Consider the following 19,187-nt stretch of genomic DNA (forward strand, 5'->3'; position numbering starts at 1 on the left):
CTTGCTCCTTAAACAATTTCTCGAGTGCGGTTGCTCGGCGCCGTCTCTGCAGAGACAACGTCCCAGCGAAGCCATGACGGAAGCGTTATGGCCCAAATGCGAGTGTAGCCGCCGAAAACCTCGCCTTCAGCCTCCACCAAGGTATTGAGTATCCGACGACCGAATCCGTGCACGCGAAGCGGAACGATCGTGACACGTTTCTCAATATCGGGAGAGTGAAAGAACGCCGAGACTGCCGCCGTACCGATTACTGGTTGCCTACCATGAACGCAGAGACTCACGTCCCTCGAGAAAGGTCTTGCTTTGTCCAGGAAAAGGAATTCCCCGTCGACAGGCTCCGCCCCAACGGCCGCGATAGCAGCGCTTCAGGAGGCCGGCGTCGCTTTCGAGTTGCATCCCTATGACCACGACGACGCCGCGGAGTCCTTCGGGGCCGAGGCCGCCGAAAAACTCGGACGCGAAGCCGGCCAGGTCTTCAAAACCCTGATGATCACGCATGACAAAGAATTCGCGGTGGCCGTGGTTCCGGTGTCCGGAAGGCTAAACCTCAAGCATGCAGCGGCTGCCATGGGATGGAAGTCGGCGTCCCTCGCGGATCCGGCCGTCGCGGAAAAACGCAGTGGATACGTCGTCGGCGGCATTTCTCCCCTGGGCCACAAAACCCCAGTGACTGTGCTTCTGGACAAGAGTGCCGCCCTCTGCCCCACCGTCCTCGTCTCGGGCGGCAAGCGCGGTCTCGACGTTGAGTTGTCCCCTGCCGATCTGCTGGGCGCCACCGACGGACGTTACGCGGACATCGGAGCCAGCTAGCCTATCTCGGCGAAGCTCAGTAGTCGGCTTGGCGCTTCGACAGCTCCACAGGAGACTCCCCCTCGGCGGGCTCCGTCGGTTGCTTCTCGTAGTACAGATAGTCCGGAAGCCACTCGGTGACGGCGTTTTTCCATCGGGCCGGATCCACGTTCCACTCCTTGGTGTGCCGGGCCTTGTGGAAAGGGACCACGCTCACGAGCCGGTTCCTCGAGGCGAGTTCCACCGACGTGTTCGCCGGAACGAATTCGTCGTCCACGGAGTGAATGATCAAGGTTGGAGTCAGGAGCTCACCGCTTCTGGAGAGCCAGTCGAGGTCGGACAGCAGAATCGGAGTATCCAGGCCAGTCATCATCGCGGCTCGCGGTTCCGCCAAGAGGTCGGCCACGAGCTGGCCTGCCCGCAACGGCAGACGCTGCATCCGCGAGTGATAGCGAATCAGCTCAAACCAATCGACCACCGGCCCGTCGAGCACCAGGGCCCGGATCACGTGCTGGTACTGCGACTTGTCGGCCGCTTGGAGCGCGATCGCGCCGCCCATGGACCAGCCGAACAGCACGACGTCGCGCGCTCCGTTGTCCAACGCGTAACGTATCGCGACCTCGACATCCTCCCACTCGGTGAATCCCAAACCGTACCGTCCGTCTTCCGAAGGCGGAGCATCCCTGTCGTTCCGGTACGAGATATGGACCGTCGGCATGCGCAAGTGCTGGGTCGATTCGAGCGAACGCAGCGTTTCCTGACGCCCCGCGCCCCGACCGTGAATCATGATCCCCCATGTGCGGCAGGTCGAGTCGGCCGGCACCGAAACCACCCAGGCCGGTGCTTCGCCGACCGGCAGCTGAAGAGCGATCTCTGTGTAGTCGAAGCCTGCGCTCGCAGGGGTTTCGTAGATCGCGCCGGACCAGCGCCCGCGTTTGGCCACGGACAGGTCGCCTACGCGGACTTCCTCCACGCTTCTGGTCACGGTCTCCAGCCGAGGCGAATAGGTGACGACGTCGCCGATGAGAGCATGACCGCGGCCCCCGTCGAAGAACAGCATGTAGCGTCCGGGCACAAGAGTTTCGTCGTTGGCCGGCAGAGTGACCGTCGAAGGCGGCATCCCTGCCGCGGGCTCGGCCGTCTCATAACCCACGCCGAGGATCCGCAACGATTCGTTGCCAGGCTTCGGCGGCGTCACGATGGTTCGGGCATAGAAGCCCGCTACGGTTGCCACCAAGCCAACGGCCAATCCGGCGGCACCGGCACCCGCGACCAGGCCCGTACGCAACCCGGACGCCCACGGGCGACGGACCTCGACCGGTGCTTGGGAAGAACCAGGCCGCCCCCGCGATGATGTAGGCACCAGTCGCGCCCGAAAGTCGCTCATTCTCACGTGAATCTACCGGCCTTTCGTCAGCGTGCCTTCTTCATCTTCGTGCCCCTTGGCCCGTCAAACAACTCCCAATGGCCTTTGTTTTCCCTAGTAGTATCGGGAATATGAGCAACTTGCTGGTGGTTACCGAGGCAATACTCGGGCAGACAGAGATCGACAACATCAATATTGTGGCGCCCAAGGAAGGTTCGACGCCTCAAGACGACGTCCGTGTCATCGTCCCGACGGCTCTCAACAAAAGGTTATGGCTGGAATTTTTGGACCAGCTCGCGTTGTTGGACTTTGAACAAGCATTTCACGTGGTCTCCCACGCCGAGAAAGGTCCCGCAACGCTGGAAGCGGATGCCGAAAAGATTCTCGAAGGGTCCTTGCAGACCCTGAGTGATTCAGGTTTTCCTGCCCGGGGCAGGGTCGTCGCAGGCGATCCTCTCCAAGCCATGCGGGAGGAAGTTGCTGATGGTATCGACCAGGTACTCATCATCACCGAGCCTCATCCCGTCGAAGACACACTGAATATCCATTGGTCCAACGAAGCGGAAAAGACCCTGGGGGTGCCGGTTTTGCATCTGTACTGGGGCACAGGACATGTCGATGATTAATAACCCATTCAAACGATCAGCTCTCAACACCGATGGCGCCAACTCGAGCGCCTCGGCAGATGGAACCTCCGTGAACCGTACCGAAGTCGAGTGGCAGGAAATCCTCTCGCCCGAAGAGTACTCGGTGCTTCGCGAAGCCGGTACCGAACGGCCTTTCAGCGGCGAATACTGGGACGAGTTCTCTTCGGGAACGTACTCGTGCCGTGCCTGCGGTGCCGAATTGTTCACGGCCGACACGAAGTTCGACGCCCAGTGCGGTTGGCCTTCATTCTTCGCTCCCTTGGCAGAGGATCGTGTCCGTTACATCAAAGACACGGCTCTGGGGATGGAGCGCATTGAGGTGCAGTGCGCGAACTGCCATTCGCATCTCGGACACGTTTTCGAGGGTGAGGGATTGGGAACGCCGACCGATCTCCGCTACTGCATGAACTCCGTGTCGTTGAAATTCACGCCCGCTTCCTAGGGGACGCGTAACGTGCCCGGAACACCGGGCTCGACCGGCGCGCCTTATCCAAGGTTTTGACGGACCACCGTAGCCTGACTTACGTGACGGCTAGTCAGGACGAAAAAAGCGCGCCGATCCAGTTCAGGGAAGCCCTGAGCTCGCTTCGGCGTGCTCGCTTCCAACCCGAATTGTCACTTTCGAGCATCGACGCCCCGACCCATCTCGCACCCTATGGTGTGGGCCTCGGGGCGGGTGTCACAGATCCGTCGAACCACGATCAGCAACTTGCGCTGGGGAGGTTCATGCTTCTGTACGACCCTCGGTACCCAGAGGCCTGGGAAGGCGACTTCCGGGTCGTCAGTTATATCCGGGCGACCGTCGAGCCCGATGTCGCGGCCGAACAGATGTTGTCCTCTGTCGCGTGGGATTGGCTTCTCGAAGCCCTCGACCGCAAAGAAGCCCGACACAACAGGGCCGGAGGAACAGCCACCCGTGCATTCTCCCAGGGCTTCGGAATTCTCGAAGAAGACAGCGAACGTATCGAAATCGAGCTCCGAGCATCGTGGACTCCGAGGGGGCCAGACATGCAACGGCACCTCGAGGCATGGGCCGATATGGTCTGCACCTACGCGGGCTTGCCTCCGTTGCCGGAGGACGTCGCCAGATTCCCGGGCAGCGGGATCTGAGATGACCCACGTATCGACTGCGCCCCCAGAGCCGGTCGAGGCGAGCCTCTCCGGCCCGTGAACTAGACTGTTTGTGCACTTGCCTTCGGGCACAATGAACCGCGCGGGAGCTTACGGCCCCGTCCCCGACACGAAGAATGGATTCCCGACCCGTGATTGCGCCATGAAAGACAGTTCGGCGAATACCCAGGACGGTACGGAACCAATACTTTACGGAGAAGGGCTCAGCGCCGGCGAGTTGGAAACCCAGTCCGTCGAATCCGACGGTCTGGTCGCGTCCGACCTCGGGCTCACCCCTGAACTGGTGATTCCGCCTACCGTCAAGCTGAATGAACCAGCTGGTGGAGTCCCTGGAGTCATCGACTCCCCCGCAGGACTACGGCGGGCCGCGGAGAGCCTGAGCGAGGCCGATGGCCCGGTTGCCATCGACACCGAACGAGCATCCGGCATTCGCTACGGCCAACGCCCGTTCCTGGTGCAACTCAAACGGGGCGACTCGCCCATTTTCCTCATCGACCCGGAAGCATTCGATGACCTTTCGCTCATCGACGATGCTCTTCGCGGTACGGAATGGATCATTCACGCGAGCACGCAAGACATCCCCAGTCTGCGAATGGTGGGCATGAATCCGGATGCACTCTTCGACACCGAATTGGCGGGACGTTTGGCAGGTCTGCCCCGCGTCGGCCTCGGAGCCATGACCGAAGAACTTCTCGGCTATACCCTGGCCAAAGAGCATTCCGCGGCAGACTGGTCCAAAAGACCGTTACCGGAACCGTGGCTCGTTTATGCCGCTCTGGATGTCGAGCTCTTGGTCGATCTTCGCGAGGCTGTGTCGGAGGTTCTGCGCGAACAGGGCAAGCTCTCCTGGGCCATCGAGGAATTCGACGCCATTTGTTCCGCGCCGGACCCCCAGCCCAAACCGGATCCTTGGCGAAAGACCAAGGGGATTCGCCAGATTCGTTCGGCCCGTCAACTCACCGCTCTCCGTAATCTCTGGTACGAACGGGATTCGCTGGCCCAGAGCAAAGACATCGCACCCAAAAAGCTACTTCCAGATTCCGCGTTGATCACGGCCGCCAAAACGATGCCTCAAACCGTTCCGAAGTTGCAAAGAATCCCTGGCTTCCACGCCAAATTGATCCGACGTGAATCGGTCCGCTGGGTCCAGGCGATTCGGGACGCGGCTTCAGGGCGGGACGAGGTTCCGTACAACGTTCCGAGTGATTCGCCGCCGCCGGTCAAGGCATGGGCCTCCAAACGTCCGGACTCGGCCGAGATCCTCAAGCCCGCCAAGGACGCCGTCGCCGAACTTGCGGATTCGTACGGTCTTCCCCAGGAGAATCTCCTGACGCCCGAGCATCTCCGGCGTCTCTGTTGGGACCATCCCTTCGCGTCTTCCGACGAAATCCCCGAATTGCTCGAAAGCTATGGGGCCCGCGCATGGCAGATCGCGCTCGTGTCCCCTGTCCTGGCCCAAGTTTTCGAGGAATAGTCGGTACCGAGAAGACACGCGTAGTGATACCGCGAGTATCGAGTAGATTGTGACTCACGCTATAGGTAACGTGGTGGGAAACACTGCCTCGAGAGGAACACCATGACCGCTTCACGTCCCGACTACTCCGTTTTGACCGATCGTTGCCCTGACGAGGTAGTCAGTCACGTCTCCCGGGAGATCGTGGATCTCCCCCAAGGCGGCAAGATCGCCGTCCTGACATTGCATAACGATGCCGAACGCCGCCCCGAGACTCTCGGTCCCCGCTCGATCCAGGAATTGCTCAATGCGATCGACGACGTCCGGAAACTCGCCGACGAGGGTTCGGTGGACGGCATCATGATCGAAGGAACCGAGCCGACATTCGCGGCCGGCGTCGACCTGACCCTCGTCGATACCTTGGCCAGAGATCCTGATGCGCCGCTGACCCTCGTCGGGCAGATGGGTCACGATTTCGTGGAATCCATCCGGTCACTACCCGTCCCGACGTGTGCTCGCGTCAACGGAACCGCGCTCGGCGGCGGCTTGGAACTGGCCCTTTCCGCCGACTACCGCGTGGGGCACCCAGGAACCAAGAATATCGGTCTCCCGGAAATCCGACTCGGGCTGATCCCGGGTTGGACGGGCATTTTCACCCTGCCTCGCCTCATCGGTCCCGAAAACGCCGCTCGCGTGATCTTCCAGAACCCGTTGAACAACGGCAAAATGCTCACCTCTGAACAAGCGCGCGAAATCGGAATTCTGGACGAATTGACCCAGGCGAAAGCCGACGATGCCGCCGCACGTACGGAGGCCATCGACTGGTTCGGGAAAGCCATCCGCGAGGAGGTGTCCGTTGAGCGCCCTCATGAGACCGACCAGAACGATCCTTTGTGGTCAGAGGACGGCGACGGAGGCGGCGAGCTACGCGAACGTTTCAACGAGGTTGCCGTAGCCACGGACGGCCTGATCCGCCGCAAGACCTCCGGCGCCAGCGAAGCATGCTGGGTTGCCCTGGACATTTTCCGGAAGGGACCGGTCGAGAACCGGGCGGACTCCCGTCAGCGACAAATCGATGTGCTCGACTCTCTCGCCCGGGGCGACCAGTTCTCTGCGAGCGTCTATTCGATGCTCGAACTGGTCCAGCGCCGGGCCAAACGTCCGTCCATGGTTCCACCGGAAACTGAACCCACTGAGATCAAGAAGGTAGGCGTCGTCGGGGCGGGACTCATGGCGTCCCAGCTGGCGCTTCTGTTCTTGACACGTCTGCAGGTTCCCGTACTCATCAGCGATGTCGAGCAGGCCCGCGTCGACAAGGGTTTGAAGTGGATCACCGACGAGTTGGCCAAGAATGTCCAGAAGGGACGGCTGACCCAGGACCAGTCCGACCGACTGGGCCAGCTGGTCTCAGGGACCACAGACACCTCCGAATACTCCGATTGCGATTTCGTGATCGAAGCGGTCTTCGAGGAGACAAAGGTCAAGCAGGAAGTCTTCGCCAATCTCGAAGAATCCGTGAGGGACGACTGCATTCTCGCTACCAATACGTCGTCGTTGCTGGTCGGCGAGATGATTGAGGGCCTCGAGCATCCCGAGCGCGTGATCGGTTTCCACTTCTTCAATCCTGTGGCCGTACTCCCCCTGGTAGAGATCGTTCGCACGACGTCGACGACGGATGCCGCGATCGCCACGGCCTTCTCCCTTGCCAGGAAGCTGCGGAAGACGGCGGTCGGGGCACGGGATTCTTCAGGATTCATCGTCAACCGCGTGCTCGGCGTCGTACTCTCCGAAGCAGGACGCGCGCTTGACGAAGGCGCCCCTGCCGAACGGATCGTCGAGGCCTTCCAGCCTCTTGGCTTCCCCATGGACTCCTTCGCCCTGATCGACCTGGTGGGATTGCCCATCGGCGTCCACCTTCTGGAGTCTCTGAACAAGTACCAGGGCGAGCGTTTCCACGTCTCTGAGAACTTCAAAAAGCTCAACGAGTCGAAGATCTCCCCCATCTCGAATCAGAAGGGCGGTTTGAGCCCGGAAGCCCAAAATATCGTGGCCGGCGAGGGGGAAGGAAAAGCGGTCGAAGACATTCGGACGAATGTCGAGGACGCACTGGCCTCCGAGATTTCTCGTATGCTGGATGAGGGCGTGGTACCGGATCGGCAGGACATCGATCTGGCCATGATCCTGGGAGCCGGTTGGCCATTCTTCAATGGTGGTCTCACCCGGTACCTGGACCGTGTCGGAGCTTTCGAGCGGACGCGCTGACCCACACCGTGTGGCCACCGAGAGCCCGGGCCAGGGTCAGGTGTTCGATGTGTTCAGGGGTTGGCCCTGCTCCGCGACGCCGCGCCCAGACCCGGGCTTTGGTGTGCCCGGATCTTCCTTGAAGAACTCGGCCGTGGAGCTCAGGTTTCACGGCGCCCCACATCCATGAATGAGGTCAGAATGTCTCACCAGTCCCCCAGTTTGCAGCAATCCCTCGCCGAGACGACGACGGACGACGGCCGCACCTCGTCGGACGACGAATCGGCGGGACGGGCGGCGGCTGAGGGAACCTCGCGACGCCGCGCCATTACCGGCGCTGGGATACTTGCCGGGTCCGCCGCCGTGCTCACCGCTTGCGGATCGGGGTCCAGTGACGATGCGGAGGCAGCGGATATTGACCCGAACAATCCGGTTGACATCGCTGCGGTGGATGACGTGCCCGAAGGAGACGCCGTCAAAGCTTCCGCGGACGGAGTAACCGCCATGGTGGCCCAGCCGACCAAGGGCGTATTCAAGGCCTTCAGTTCCTCATGTACGCATCAGGGTTGTTCCCTGAACGTCCAGAACAAGGCCATTTCCTGCCCCTGCCACTCATCCCAGTTTTCGATCCAGGACGGTTCCGTGCAGGGTGGCCCGGCGCCGAAACCGCTTCCCGAGTACACGGTCAAGGTCGAGGACGGACGCATCAAGCTCAGCTGACGCAGTTCCGCGATCAGGTCGCGATCAGGCCGCGAGGCGACAGGTATTGGACTTTTTCGAGCCGCAACCCTCGACGGGCCCGCGGATCGCTGTGATTACCCCGGTTGAACATCGGCATTAAACGACGAAGGTGCGGGAGGCTCATGAGCCTCCCGCACCTTTTCGGTGAAGAACCTAGTTGTTCCGCACCAGGTTCCTCAAGACGTACTGCAGGATACCGCCGTTACGGAAGTACTCCCGCTCGCCTGGGGTGTCGATTCGGACGTCGGCGTCGAATTCGGTCGTCTTGCCGTCTTCCGATGTTGCCGTCACGTGGACCGTCTTGGGCGTCTTGCCCTCGTTGATCTCGGTGACTCCGGTGATGGTGAACGACTCGGTGCCGTCCAGGCCAAGCGACGAGTGCGACTCGCCCTCCGGGAATTGGAGCGGAAGAACGCCCATACCGATCAGGTTCGAACGGTGAATGCGCTCGAAGGATTCGGCGATGACCGCTTTGACACCCAACAAACGGGTGCCTTTTGCCGCCCAGTCACGGGAGGAACCGGTGCCGTACTCCTTGCCGCCCAAAACCACGAGCGGAGTTCCTTCGGACGCGTAGTTCTGCGCCGCATCGTAAACAGTGCTTTGTTCGCCGCCCTTGGTGAAGTCGCGGGTGAAGCCGCCCTCGACGCCGTCGAGAAGCTCGTTTTTGATGCGGATGTTCGCAAACGTTCCGCGGATCATGACCTCGTGATTACCGCGGCGCGAACCGTACGAGTTGAAATCCTTACGCTCGACGCCGTGCTCGATGAGGTACTTTCCTGCGGGCGTGTCCGATTTGAAGGAACCGGCCGGAGAGATGTGGTCGGTCGTGACCGAGTCCCCCAGCTTGAGGAGGACGCGAGCATTCTCGATGTCCTCCACAAGGTCCGGCTCCATGGTCATGCCGTCGAAATACGGTGGCTTGCGCACGTAAGTCGAGTTCTGGTCCCACTCGAAGGTGTCACCGGTCGGGGTGTCCAGGTTCTTCCAACGATCGTCACCGTCGAAGATGGTGCCGTATTCGGTGTTGTACTGATCGGTTGAGACCGAGGCGTCAATGATCTGCTGTACCTCGGTCGGATCCGGCCAGATGTCCTTGAGGTAGACATCATTGCCGTCTTCGTCCTGGCCCAGCGGATCGTTCTCGAAGTCGAAGTCCATCGACCCGGCCAACGAGTAGGCGATGACCAGCGGCGGGGAAGCCAAGTAGTTCATCTTGACGTCCGGGTTGATGCGACCCTCGAAGTTGCGGTTGCCGGAAAGGACCGACGTAACCGACAAATCATTGTCGCTGACTGCCTTGGACACTTCGTCCTCGAGCGGGCCCGAGTTGCCGATGCACGTGGTGCAACCGTAACCGACGATGTAGAAACCGACGCTCTCGAGCTCCGACATCAGGCCGGCTTTCTCGTAGTAGTCGGTGACGACCTTGGAGCCCGGAGCAATTGAGGTCTTGACCCACGGCTTCGCCTTGAGACCCTTGGCTGCGGCGTTGCGTGCCAGCACGCCTGCGGCCATCATGACGGAGGGGTTGGAGGTGTTGGTGCACGAAGTGATGGATGCAATGGCAACCGCACCATGATCCAACTCGAATTCGCGGCCGTCCGGCATGTCCACCTCGACAGGGTGGGAGTGACGTCCATGAGCCGATGAAGCGGCAGAGACACGGCGCGGACGCTGTTCCTCGGTCACCTCAGGCGAATCGTCCACGGCGGGAGCGTCAGAAGCCGGGAAAGACTCTTCGCCCGACTCGGGCTCCTTCTGGTCGACGTAGTTGTCGAGGTCAGTGCGGAACTGGTTCTTGGCGTTGGTCAGTGCAATGCGGTCCTGCGGACGCTTCGGACCGGCGATCGAGGGAACCACGGTGGAGAGGTCCAGCTCGATGTACTCGGAGTACGCCGCCTCGTCGCTCGGGTCGTGCCACAGGCCCTGTTCCTTGGTGTACTTCTCAACCAGGGCGACCTGGTCCTCGCTGCGGCCGGTCAGACGCAGGTACTCGAGGGTCACGTCATCGATCGGGAAGATCGCGGCGGTCGATCCGAACTCGGGGCTCATGTTGCCGATGGTCGCACGGTTGGCCAGCGGAACCTCCGTCACGCCCTCGCCGTAGAACTCGACGAACTTGCCTACGACGCCCTGCTCGCGGAGCATCTGGGTGATCGTCAGTACGACGTCGGTCGCGGTCGAACCCGCGGGGATCTTGCCCGTCAGCTTGAAGCCGACGACCTTGGGGATCAACATCGACACGGGCTGGCCGAGCATCGCGGCCTCGGCCTCAATGCCGCCCACGCCCCAGCCGAGAACGCCGAGGCCATTGACCATGGTCGTGTGTGAATCGGTTCCGACAAGAGTGTCCGGGTAGGCGCGCAGGACCCCGTCGACCTCGCGCGACATCACGGTGCGCGCCAGGTATTCGATGTTCACCTGGTGCACGATGCCCATTCCCGGAGGAACGACCTTGAAGTCCTCGAATGCGGTCTGCCCCCACCGAAGGAACTGGTAACGTTCGCCGTTGCGCTGGTACTCGATGTCCATATTGCGTTCGATGGCGTCCTTGTTGCCGAACGAATCGATCTGCACGGAGTGGTCGATCACGAGCTCGGCAGGAGCCAGCGGGTTGATCTTGGTGGGATCTCCGCCGAGGGACTTCACGGCCTCGCGCATGGTCGCGAGGTCCACGACGCAGGGAACGCCGGTGAAGTCCTGCATGATCACGCGAGCCGGAGTGAACTGGATCTCGGTGTCGGGTTCGGCTTTGGGATCCCAGCTAGCCAGGGCCTTGATGTGCTCATCGGTGATGTTCGCACCGTCTTCGGTGCGCAGCAGGTTCTCGAGCAGAACCTTGAGGCTGAAAGGCAGCTTCTCTGCACCTTCGACCTTGCTGAGTCGGAAAATTTCGTATTCGGTTCCGTTGACGTCCAACGCGCCCTTGGAACCGAAGCTGTCCACAGTGCTCATTGCTTGGGACTCCTCTCGCCACTGTCATTTCCAGGCGTAGTTCCGCGTCCCTAGGTGAGTCCTAGCGGTTGCGCGCTCAGCATGAGCGCAATTGTTAGGTGTGATGCAAACCTTTAGAGACACAGTGACACTAAGCCTTCTCTTCAGCAGTCTACCTTCTGTGCTCAACGGTGTTCTCATGTGACGACACCTTTAGCCCGTGATGAAAGGTCTAGTTGCGGTGGGGTTCGAAGACCGCGATCGTCTCCACGTGATGCGTATCCGGGTACATGTCCAGGCCCTGAACGCCGGTCAGCTGCCAGCCGGAAGCACGCAGATAGCCCGTGTCCCGTCCCAAGGCCGCCGGGTCGCACGCGACGTACACAATCCGTCGGGGCCCGATCTCCGCGAGCGCTTCCATAACGCGCCGCCCTGCACCCTGTCGGGGCGGATCAAGCACAATGACGTCCGGTCGCCCCTGCGGTATCCGCCCGCCGCGCGAATCTCGGCGAGACCGCCCCGTGCCCCCGGAATCCCACTTTCTCAGCGCTTGTTCCACGCCGGCTTTCGTGGCCACCACATTCGCTTCGCGTGCGCGAGGTGTCCGTGAAGCTCCCTCTGGTCCGAAGTTGAATTCGGAATCCGCGGCGGTCACGGGCGATCCTTCGACGCTCCACACGGTCCCGCCTTCACCGACTCTGTCGGCGAGGGCCGCGGTCAGCAGACCGGCTCCCCCGTAGAGGTCCCACGCTATCTCGCCGGTTCGCAGATCGCTGGCTTCCTCGACGATTCGAGCCAGTCGTTGCGGAGCGTTCTTGTGGTTCTGCCAGAACCCGCCAGCGCTGACTCGGAAGGCAGCGACCGTTCCGTCCGGGAACGATACTTCTTCGTAGACTTCGGGTTCTCCCCGGACCAGTTCGGAATCCGGTTTTTCGCCTCGCTGACGGCCTGATACGGACGCGGGCACGATGACTGCCGAGGCCTCAATGCCTGCGGGAAGGCACGTCGCCAACTCGACGTCGATGTCGTCGACGATGTCCTCGGGTACGGCTCCCTCCTCGGCGGTGAAGAGGATGAGGGGCGGAAGACCTGTTGCCGGAGCGGCGACGTCGACCCTCTGGATATTGCGCCATTCGCCTTCCCACAGGTGCAGGTTGTTGATTTCAGGAACGGCGAACGGGAGCTCACTGACCGGAATGATCTTCGAACCGTGGTACGGGTGCATTCCCAAACGGCCGTTCTCGTCCACGGCCCAGTGCACGCGTGTTCGCCAACCTCCGCTCGTCCCGGAGCCCAGAGGCTCGACCACGAGTTCCCGGAGCAAGGGAGAATCCTGATCCACGCCGCCCAAACGGGTCAGTTGCTCGGAAATGACGTGCGATTTGAGCCGCAATTGCGCCTCCGGGCGGATGTGCCCGTAGTCCGCACCCCCGACGGGGAGCTCGTGCGCGAGCGCATCGGCCAACGGCCATGGATGGTTTCTGCGGTCCGACGAGGGTTCGTGCACCTCGAGGACGTGAGCATGGGCGAATCGATTGCCCTTGCCCATCGAGTCCACTCGGACCCGCAGTCTTTCACCCGGCACGGCATCGCGGACGAAGATCACTTGTCCCTCGTACCGACCGACGCTCGCACCACCGTGCGCAATCGCGTGGGTCGTAACTTCGAATTCGTCTCCAGGTTGGATCACGGCAGATTCTCCTCGTCTTCGTGTCCGAGGCGCCACGGAACCATTGCCGTGACCACCCCGGGTTCTTTCCGTAGCGCCGCCGCGATCTTGCTTCCCGAACGGTGATGCAAAAGCTTGTCCCACCAGTGCTCCAAAACGTACTCCGGGACGTAGACGATCACGACGTCGCGCGGTGAGGCTTTGCGCACTTCTCGCACATGTTCGATCACTGGGGTCACGGGGTCACGGAAGGGCGATGCCAGGATGGTCAGGGGCACAGGTACCTCGTAACGATCCCATAATTCCCGGATTTTCCGGGTACCGGCCTCGTCGACATTGAGCACGAGTCCTTCAATCGTCGAGGGGCGGGTCGCTCGTGCGTAGGCCAGCGCCCTGAGCGCGGGCTTTCGGAGGCGAGGCACGACGACCATGGCGTGTACCCGCGACGGAAGGGCCTTGAGAGGGTTCTTCTGCTTCACGGCAAGCTCCTGGTCGATTTTCCGGTAGTGCTTTTTGATGGCAAGAGTCGCCAATGTAACCAGGCCGACCACCAGAACGGTGACCCACGCGCCCTGAGCCAGCTTGGTGACCAGGACCACGGCCGTAGCCAGAACGGTTGCCACCAAGCCTATCGTGGTGACGACCTGATCCCGGATGAGTCGCCGTCGTGGCTGAGTCTCCAGCACCACCCGGATGTCGTTGCGACGTTTGAGGAAAACGGCGGCCTGCGTCAAAGACATTGAGAAAAGCACGCCCACCACATAGAGCTGGATGAGGTCGTTGACGTCCGCTCGGAAGGCCAAGGTTACGACCAGTGCGGCCACACCCAGCACGATCTCCCCGTTGGCGTACAACGAACGGTTGCTTCGTGCCTTGAAGTGGACGGGCAAATACCCTTGTTCGGCCATGGTCGACGCCAGGATCGGGAAACCGGCGTACGCGGCCGCCGGAGCCAGGAGGAGGAACAGCACGGTGCTGACCAGAAATACGTCGAAGAACAGGTTGTCTCCGGTTACGGCTTGTGCCACCTGCGCCAGAATCGGGATCTGGTGAAAGTCCGCCGGCATGGCGCGACCGGCCACCACGAGTTGCGTCGATTCGAGTGTCACCACTGCGCCGCTGGTCCGTGCCAGGTAGAGGATCCCCACCAAAGCGACGGCCGTCGACAGCCCCATTGTCACGAGACTCCGCGCCGCGTTGCGAGCCTTGGGAGCACGGAAGAATCGAGCCGAATTGCTGACCGACTCAACGCCCGTCAACGTCACTGCGCCGGATGAGAAGGATCGGGCAACCAGGAGCAGCAAGCCGAACCCGGTCAAGGAATTGGATTCCGCTGTCTCAGGGCGGACGTAGAAATCTGCGCTGGGCGCCCGACCGAGGACCCCGAACCAGGACTCCACGATGCCGACGGACAGGACCAGCCCCAGACACAGGATGAACAACAATGCAGGCAGAAGAGCGATTCGCCCCATGAAATGCAATCCGCGGATGTACAGGAAGGTCAGAAGGACCACCAAGACGGCAGCGACCCACATTCGATGCCCCGCAAGGGCAGGTATCAAGGTTGTCAGGTACGAAGAGGCTGATGAGACCGAGACGGCCACGGTCAGCACGAAGTCGAACAACAGGCTGGCTCCGGCCGCCGCGCCGGTTCTGGGCCCCAGACGATCGCTGACGACGTGATAATCACCACCCGAGACGGCGACGTCGCGGATGTTGTAGCGGTACGTGCCGATCACCAGGAGCAGGACGACCGCAACGCCCAATCCGATCCAGGGTGACATGACCACGCCTGCCGAACCGGCAAGGGCCAGGACCATGATGATCTCGTCCGGGGCGTAAGCAATCGCCGAGAACCCGTCCGCGCCGAATACCGGCAGCGCCGCGCGTTTAGGCAAGGCCAGACTACGGATTTGCTCCGTCTCTTTGGGCGCCCCGAAGAGGGCCCGCCGCGCGCTCGTAGGAAGTGATTGCACAATGCCATAGGCTACCCCACACCCCCGTGGGGGTCGCGGTGCATTACCCTGGAGATCAGACCCGCTGGATCGACGATCGAGCGCTTTCACAGTCCCGGCAAACGTCAGGAGCCATTGCACCGTGCCTCACTTCGTGATTATGGGCGCCGGGCGAGTCGGAGTCATGCTCGCCCATTCCCTTGAGGCCGCGGGCCACACCGTGGCCATCATTGATCAGGATGAACGCGCTTTCAGGCGTCTTCGCAAGGATTTTGACGGCAAAAAAGTCAAGGGCGTCGGTTTCGACCGCGAAACCCTCAAACGCGCAGATATCGACGGCGCCTATGCGTTTGCTGCGGTGTCCAATGGCGACAATTCGAACATTCTGGCCTCGCGTGTAGCCCGCGAAACTTTCAAGGTCTCGCACGTCGTCGCCCGCATCAATGATCCCAACCGCGCGGAATTCTTCCAAAGACTCGGCATTCCTACGGTCGCCGCGGTTCGGTGGAGCACCGACCAAGTACTGCGCCGAATTCTGCCCGAGCAATCGATGACCGGTGACTACCGTGAAGCCTCAGGTCGTTTGGTCCTGGCCGAATTGCAGCTGCACGAGGACTGGACGGGGCATCCTCTGAGCGACATCGAGGAGGCGGCAGACGTACGCATCGCATTCATCACCAGGTTCGGCGAGGGAATGTTGCCCGGCTCGGACACGAGTTTTCAGCAGGGCGACGTCGTCCACGCGATGATTCGCACCCAAGAGATGAATACGGTCGCCAGAACCCTTTCTTCGCCACCGGCAGAGCTCGAGGACGAACCTTTCGAACCGCGGCTCAGCCAGCGGGCGTGGGGCAAACCAGCATCGACCGTCGAGCGGACCGATACGGGCGAAAGCCAGCGGGACGCCGGAGAATCAGGGCTTCAACGCGGCGAAGGAGAGGAATAACGTGCAGGTATTGATCGTGGGCGCGGGCTCCGTGGGCTCGTCCATCGCATTCGAGCTACTCGGCCACGGACACCACGTCACGATTCTCGACGAAAAGCCTGAAGCCATCGGCCGGTCGGATCTGCGCGGGGCAACGTGGCTGATCGGCGACGCTTGTGAGCTGTCCATTCTGCGTCAGGCCGATCCCCAAAACGCCGATGTCATCGTTGCGGCGACAGGCGACGACAAAACCAATTTGGTCGTATCTCTCTTGGCCAGGTCCGAATTCGGCGTCCCGCGGACCGTGGGCCGCGTCAACAACCCCAAGAACGAATGGTTATTCGATGATGCGTGGGGTGTGGACGTCGCGGTCTCCACTCCGCGTCTCATGACGGCATTGGTCGAGGAGGCTGTCGAAGTCGGCGACGTCGTCCGGCTGCTCAATCTGCAAACCGGCGGAGCGACGCTGATCGAATACACGGTTCCGACGGACCACGCATTCGTCGGGTGGACCGTCGAGTCCGTCGAGTGGCCCGCAGAAACCACTCTTGTTGCAATCCTGCGCGACGGGATCCCCGTGACGCCGACCGGAGACGACGTACTCGAGGGAGAGGACGAACTGTTCCTCATCACCACGCCGCAGGGAGAGCAAGACCTGCGTTCCTTGTTCAATGCTCAGACCGAGAGCGAAACGGATGAGCAAGATGACGACGTCGTCTCGGAGGAGCCGGGCCTGGACGAAACGGCCCACGGTCAAGAGCTCTAGGTCTTGGCCGATGCGTCTTAGGAGGTTGCCTCGCTCTGAGACCTGGTTTCCGCGGGGCGAGTCATCATCCACGCGAGCCACAGGCAGAACGCGTACAGCGGTATTCCCATGATCAAGCGACTGATGCCCAAGGCCGTCACGTTGTCGGCGAAGAAAAAGGGCAACTGGACCGCCAAACGAACCACGAACATCACGACCAGGATTCCCGTGGCCGTTTGATAGGCCCGAAGCCTGCCGGGCTGGCGCCGCCAGTTCATATCCTCCCCACGGAGCATCCCGAAGACAACGCCGAGCAAGGGCCAGCGGACCGCCATCGAGATGGCCAGACCCACCGCGTAGGCCCCGTTCGTCCAGAAGCCGACGAGGTAGTAGTCGATCGGTTTCCCGCCGGCGTGTGCGAAGAAGGCGCAGATGAGAACGCCGACCGCACCGGAAAAGGCTTGAATCTTCTGCCCACCGGTGATGAATCGGATGATCGAGATGACCACGGCCAGACCGATCGCGATCACGAGCGACGTGGACAGAGAAGACGTGATGATGAAACACGTCAGGTAGGCCAATGACGGCAAGACGGCTTCGACGAGGCCTCTCACTCCCCCGATCGCGTGCATGACGTCGATCTGCCCACTCTCGTCCCGCCGAAATGCGCCTGATTTTCCGTAGGCGGCGGCCATCTGCTGACCGAAGGACGGCGTGCCGTCGGCTTGGTCTCGGTTTTCCGGTCGACGCCCTGGACCGTTTGCGTCCCGTTGCTCCATCGTGTTGATGCTCTCCAGTCGGTCTAAAGCTCTTGATGCCGCGATACGATCTCGTACCGCGGATTGTAAATGACCGGGACGCCGCCGAGGAACGCAAGCATGCCCGAGCACCGCAGTCGCGTCCCCGCGCCGATCCCGGGGACGGTCCTCTGTCCGTGCCAGATCAGTCGTACGTGCGTTCCCGGACCGAGCGGCGCATCGGCATCCTCGAAATGCGGCATGTCCATTGCAATCGCCGAAGTGGGCGCGGCAAAGGAGCCTTTGGGAAGCCTGTGGCGAGCATCCGACGAAACGGTGCGATAGCTCGCGGTGATATCAACTTCGGCTTCGTACTGCGGAAGCGCGTCGACGGGTTGGATGTGTACCTCGTTGACCCTCCCCTCGACAAGCACGCGGATGCGCCGCATTCTCTGGTCCGAATGATCCATCGAACCGTGAACCGGCAAGGGTTTAGCCAATCTGCGTGATCTCCGGTCCTCGCTCCGGCACATCGCTGCTCAGGGTGCGCTTTTCGTCTTCGTTGGGGTCCCTGCGCACGGCGTTGTCGGGTATCTTCAGTGGCAACAAGTCGCGCGGAGCCATCGGATCCTGGCCCCGGACCACCACGAGAGCGCGGAAAATACGTTCCATCTCGCGTGCGGCACTCCTCTTGACGGCAGCGTCACCCGAGAACACCCCGCGAAGGAACCAGCGGGGGCCGTCTACACCCACGAACCGCGCAACGCGGTACCCGCGGTCACCATTGGGCATGGAAGCGGGCAATTTGGCGATCACCTGACGGCCCAAGGCCCCGTCCAGGATGTCGACGACGCCGTTCTGCTCACGCACTGAAGCCGCGAGTTCGGTGCGGATCTCGGACCACAGTCCACGACTCTTGGGCGCAGCGAACGGCTGCACCTGCAGAATCGCTCCGTTCTTTTGGAACGTCACCGAGACCACGGATTGGTTCCTCTGATCGACGTCAATGCGCATGTCCACGGTTTCGTCCGGCTTGATCCGGAGGCCGCCCAGATCGATATAGGAGTCATCGGTTTCGATTTCGGTGACGTCGAACGGGCCCGTGACGGAGCGGTCCGGCTCGTGGGCGATTGCTTCCTCGGCCGCAGTAGCGGCCTGCTCGGCCTCATCGATGTCTTCGTCGTCCTCGGCGTTGATCAGATCACGATCGGGCCGGCTCTCGTCCTCGGTCTTCACCGGGCGGTCTTTCGCGGGTTTTTTCTCCGCGGTATCGGTCTCTTGCGGGGTCGCTTCTTCTTCGGCCTCGCTGGCCTTCTTCTTGTTGCCGAATCCCAGCACGATAGTCCTTTCTAGTCAGTTCCGGTCGAGCCGAATCCTGCCGCGCCTCGTTCCGAGAGCGGCAGTTCCTCAACCACGTCAAAAGTCGCATGCTCGTATTTCTGGATCACGAGCTGCGCGATGCGGTCGCCTCGGTGGACCTCATATGGCACATTCTGGTCCGTATTGAGCAAAGTGACCATGAGCTCGCCGCGATATCCCGAATCGACGGTGCCCGGCGCGTTGACGATCGTAATGCCGAATTTCGCAGCCAGGCCCGAACGCGGATGCACCAGGCCCACATATCCATCCGGCAGAGCGATGGCCACCCCGGTAGGCACCAGGGCCCTTTCTCCCGGGGCCAGCACGACGTCCTGTCGGGAGCGGAGATCGGCACCAGCGTCGCCGTTTTGCGCGTATGCGGGGGCCGGAAGTTCCGGGTCCAACAGAGTGATCTTGACGTCGACGGTCGGTTGCATGAAACGTTTTCCTGGATCGGTGGCTGGTCTGAAATGAACGGTGGGTTCAGCGGTT

At 61.6% G+C, this 19,187-nt stretch carries 18 protein-coding genes; 9 read left to right on the forward strand and 9 right to left on the reverse strand.

Annotated features, from left to right (window positions below):
- Positions 1-303: 303 nt before the first annotated feature.
- On the forward strand, positions 304-810 hold the full coding sequence (gene ybaK, locus sake_RS08125; protein WP_178945797.1) for a Cys-tRNA(Pro) deacylase: 507 nt from the start codon (positions 304-306) through the stop codon (positions 808-810).
- 16 nt (positions 811-826) lie between these two features.
- On the opposite strand, the gene sake_RS08130 is transcribed toward ybaK, so the two are convergent.
- Positions 827-2,176 (reverse strand): S9 family peptidase, encoded by a 1,350-nt coding sequence (locus sake_RS08130; RefSeq protein ID WP_178945798.1) that lies wholly within the window; start codon positions 2,174-2,176, stop codon positions 827-829.
- 110 nt (positions 2,177-2,286) lie between these two features.
- Here sake_RS08130 and sake_RS08135 point away from each other — a divergent pair, with 110 nt between their 5' ends.
- From sake_RS08135 to sake_RS08160, 6 genes are all read left to right on the forward strand, one after another.
- Positions 2,287-2,781, forward strand: coding sequence for a hypothetical protein (locus tag sake_RS08135; protein WP_129360895.1), 495 nt, complete (start codon positions 2,287-2,289; stop codon positions 2,779-2,781).
- Positions 2,768-3,244 (forward strand): peptide-methionine (R)-S-oxide reductase MsrB, encoded by a 477-nt coding sequence (msrB, locus tag sake_RS08140; protein ID WP_129360896.1) that lies wholly within the window; start codon positions 2,768-2,770, stop codon positions 3,242-3,244. Before sake_RS08135 ends, msrB begins: the two co-directional genes overlap by 14 nt.
- 83 nt (positions 3,245-3,327) lie before the next feature.
- Positions 3,328-3,912: a DUF3000 domain-containing protein gene (locus sake_RS08145; RefSeq protein ID WP_129360897.1), complete on the forward strand. Its 585-nt coding sequence runs from the start codon at positions 3,328-3,330 to the stop codon at positions 3,910-3,912.
- Between the two features lie 163 nt (positions 3,913-4,075).
- Entirely contained in the window at positions 4,076-5,407 is a 1,332-nt protein-coding gene (locus sake_RS08150; RefSeq protein WP_178945800.1) for an HRDC domain-containing protein, read from the forward strand.
- Positions 5,408-5,509: 102 nt separating this feature from the next.
- A complete protein-coding gene (locus tag sake_RS08155) occupies positions 5,510-7,648 on the forward strand; it encodes a 3-hydroxyacyl-CoA dehydrogenase NAD-binding domain-containing protein (RefSeq protein ID WP_178945801.1) in 2,139 nt (712 codons plus the stop codon).
- A 180-nt stretch (positions 7,649-7,828) separates the two neighbouring features.
- On the forward strand, positions 7,829-8,347 hold the full coding sequence (locus sake_RS08160; RefSeq protein WP_129360900.1) for a Rieske (2Fe-2S) protein: 519 nt from the start codon (positions 7,829-7,831) through the stop codon (positions 8,345-8,347).
- 13 nt (positions 8,348-8,360) lie between these two features.
- Here sake_RS08160 and sake_RS13530 read toward each other — a convergent pair whose 3' ends face one another.
- The 4 genes from sake_RS13530 to sake_RS08175 form a co-directional block, all read right to left on the reverse strand.
- A complete protein-coding gene (locus sake_RS13530; protein ID WP_256394832.1) occupies positions 8,361-8,492 on the reverse strand; it encodes a hypothetical protein in 132 nt (43 codons plus the stop codon).
- Positions 8,493-8,521: 29 nt separating this feature from the next.
- Positions 8,522-11,326 carry an aconitate hydratase AcnA gene (gene acnA / locus sake_RS08165; RefSeq protein ID WP_129360901.1) on the reverse strand — a complete coding sequence of 935 codons (2,805 nt, stop codon included), beginning with the start codon at positions 11,324-11,326 and terminating at the stop codon, positions 8,522-8,524.
- A gap of 211 nt (positions 11,327-11,537) precedes the next feature.
- Positions 11,538-12,995: a class I SAM-dependent RNA methyltransferase gene (locus sake_RS08170; protein ID WP_178945802.1), complete on the reverse strand. Its 1,458-nt coding sequence runs from the start codon at positions 12,993-12,995 to the stop codon at positions 11,538-11,540.
- Positions 12,992-14,950, reverse strand: a complete 1,959-nt coding sequence (locus tag sake_RS08175) for an APC family permease (RefSeq protein ID WP_129360903.1) — start codon at positions 14,948-14,950, stop codon at positions 12,992-12,994. Before sake_RS08175 ends, sake_RS08170 begins: the two co-directional genes overlap by 4 nt.
- A gap of 121 nt (positions 14,951-15,071) precedes the next feature.
- On the opposite strand from sake_RS08175, the gene sake_RS08180 reads away from it, so the two are divergent.
- Complete coding sequence (locus tag sake_RS08180; protein ID WP_129360904.1) at positions 15,072-15,875, forward strand: TrkA family potassium uptake protein; 804 nt, start codon at positions 15,072-15,074, stop codon at positions 15,873-15,875.
- 1 nt (position 15,876) lies between these two features.
- Positions 15,877-16,620 carry a TrkA family potassium uptake protein gene (locus sake_RS08185; protein ID WP_129360905.1) on the forward strand — a complete coding sequence of 248 codons (744 nt, stop codon included), beginning with the start codon at positions 15,877-15,879 and terminating at the stop codon, positions 16,618-16,620.
- A gap of 17 nt (positions 16,621-16,637) precedes the next feature.
- Here sake_RS08185 and sake_RS08190 read toward each other — a convergent pair whose 3' ends face one another.
- Genes sake_RS08190 through dut form a run of 4 tightly spaced genes read right to left on the reverse strand, consistent with a single transcriptional unit; the run spans position 16,638 to position 19,132 of the window.
- Positions 16,638-17,378 (reverse strand): DUF3159 domain-containing protein, encoded by a 741-nt coding sequence (locus tag sake_RS08190; protein ID WP_129360906.1) that lies wholly within the window; start codon positions 17,376-17,378, stop codon positions 16,638-16,640.
- Between the two features lie 23 nt (positions 17,379-17,401).
- Positions 17,402-17,836 carry a hypothetical protein gene (locus sake_RS08195; protein ID WP_129360907.1) on the reverse strand — a complete coding sequence of 145 codons (435 nt, stop codon included), beginning with the start codon at positions 17,834-17,836 and terminating at the stop codon, positions 17,402-17,404.
- A complete protein-coding gene (locus sake_RS08200) occupies positions 17,829-18,674 on the reverse strand; it encodes a DUF3710 domain-containing protein (protein WP_238147744.1) in 846 nt (281 codons plus the stop codon). The genes sake_RS08195 and sake_RS08200 overlap by 8 nt, the downstream gene beginning before the upstream one ends.
- An 11-nt stretch (positions 18,675-18,685) precedes the next feature.
- Positions 18,686-19,132 carry a dUTP diphosphatase gene (dut, locus tag sake_RS08205; RefSeq protein WP_129360908.1) on the reverse strand — a complete coding sequence of 149 codons (447 nt, stop codon included), beginning with the start codon at positions 19,130-19,132 and terminating at the stop codon, positions 18,686-18,688.
- Between the last annotated feature and the right edge of the window lie 55 nt (positions 19,133-19,187).

The sequence above is a fragment of the Kocuria sp. TGY1127_2 genome, assembly GCF_013394385.1.
Taxonomy (GTDB): domain Bacteria; phylum Actinomycetota; class Actinomycetes; order Actinomycetales; family Micrococcaceae; genus Rothia.

What these genes read in the sequence shown, in the direction of transcription:
- sake_RS08130 (WP_178945798.1), bottom strand. Translation starts at nt 2,176, where the DNA reads ATGAGCGACTTTCGGGCGCGACTGGTGCCTACATCATCGCGGGGGCGG.
- sake_RS08135 (WP_129360895.1), top strand. Translation starts at nt 2,287, where the DNA reads ATGAGCAACTTGCTGGTGGTTACCGAGGCAATACTCGGGCAGACAGAG.
- msrB (WP_129360896.1), top strand. Translation starts at nt 2,768, where the DNA reads ATGTCGATGATTAATAACCCATTCAAACGATCAGCTCTCAACACCGAT.
- sake_RS08150 (WP_178945800.1), top strand. Translation starts at nt 4,076, where the DNA reads ATGAAAGACAGTTCGGCGAATACCCAGGACGGTACGGAACCAATACTT.
- sake_RS08155 (WP_178945801.1), top strand. Translation starts at nt 5,510, where the DNA reads ATGACCGCTTCACGTCCCGACTACTCCGTTTTGACCGATCGTTGCCCT.
- sake_RS08160 (WP_129360900.1), top strand. Translation starts at nt 7,829, where the DNA reads ATGTCTCACCAGTCCCCCAGTTTGCAGCAATCCCTCGCCGAGACGACG.
- sake_RS13530 (WP_256394832.1), bottom strand. Translation starts at nt 8,492, where the DNA reads ATGAGCCTCCCGCACCTTCGTCGTTTAATGCCGATGTTCAACCGGGGT.
- acnA (WP_129360901.1), bottom strand. Translation starts at nt 11,326, where the DNA reads ATGAGCACTGTGGACAGCTTCGGTTCCAAGGGCGCGTTGGACGTCAAC.
- sake_RS08190 (WP_129360906.1), bottom strand. Translation starts at nt 17,378, where the DNA reads ATGGAGCAACGGGACGCAAACGGTCCAGGGCGTCGACCGGAAAACCGA.
- dut (WP_129360908.1), bottom strand. Translation starts at nt 19,132, where the DNA reads ATGCAACCGACCGTCGACGTCAAGATCACTCTGTTGGACCCGGAACTT.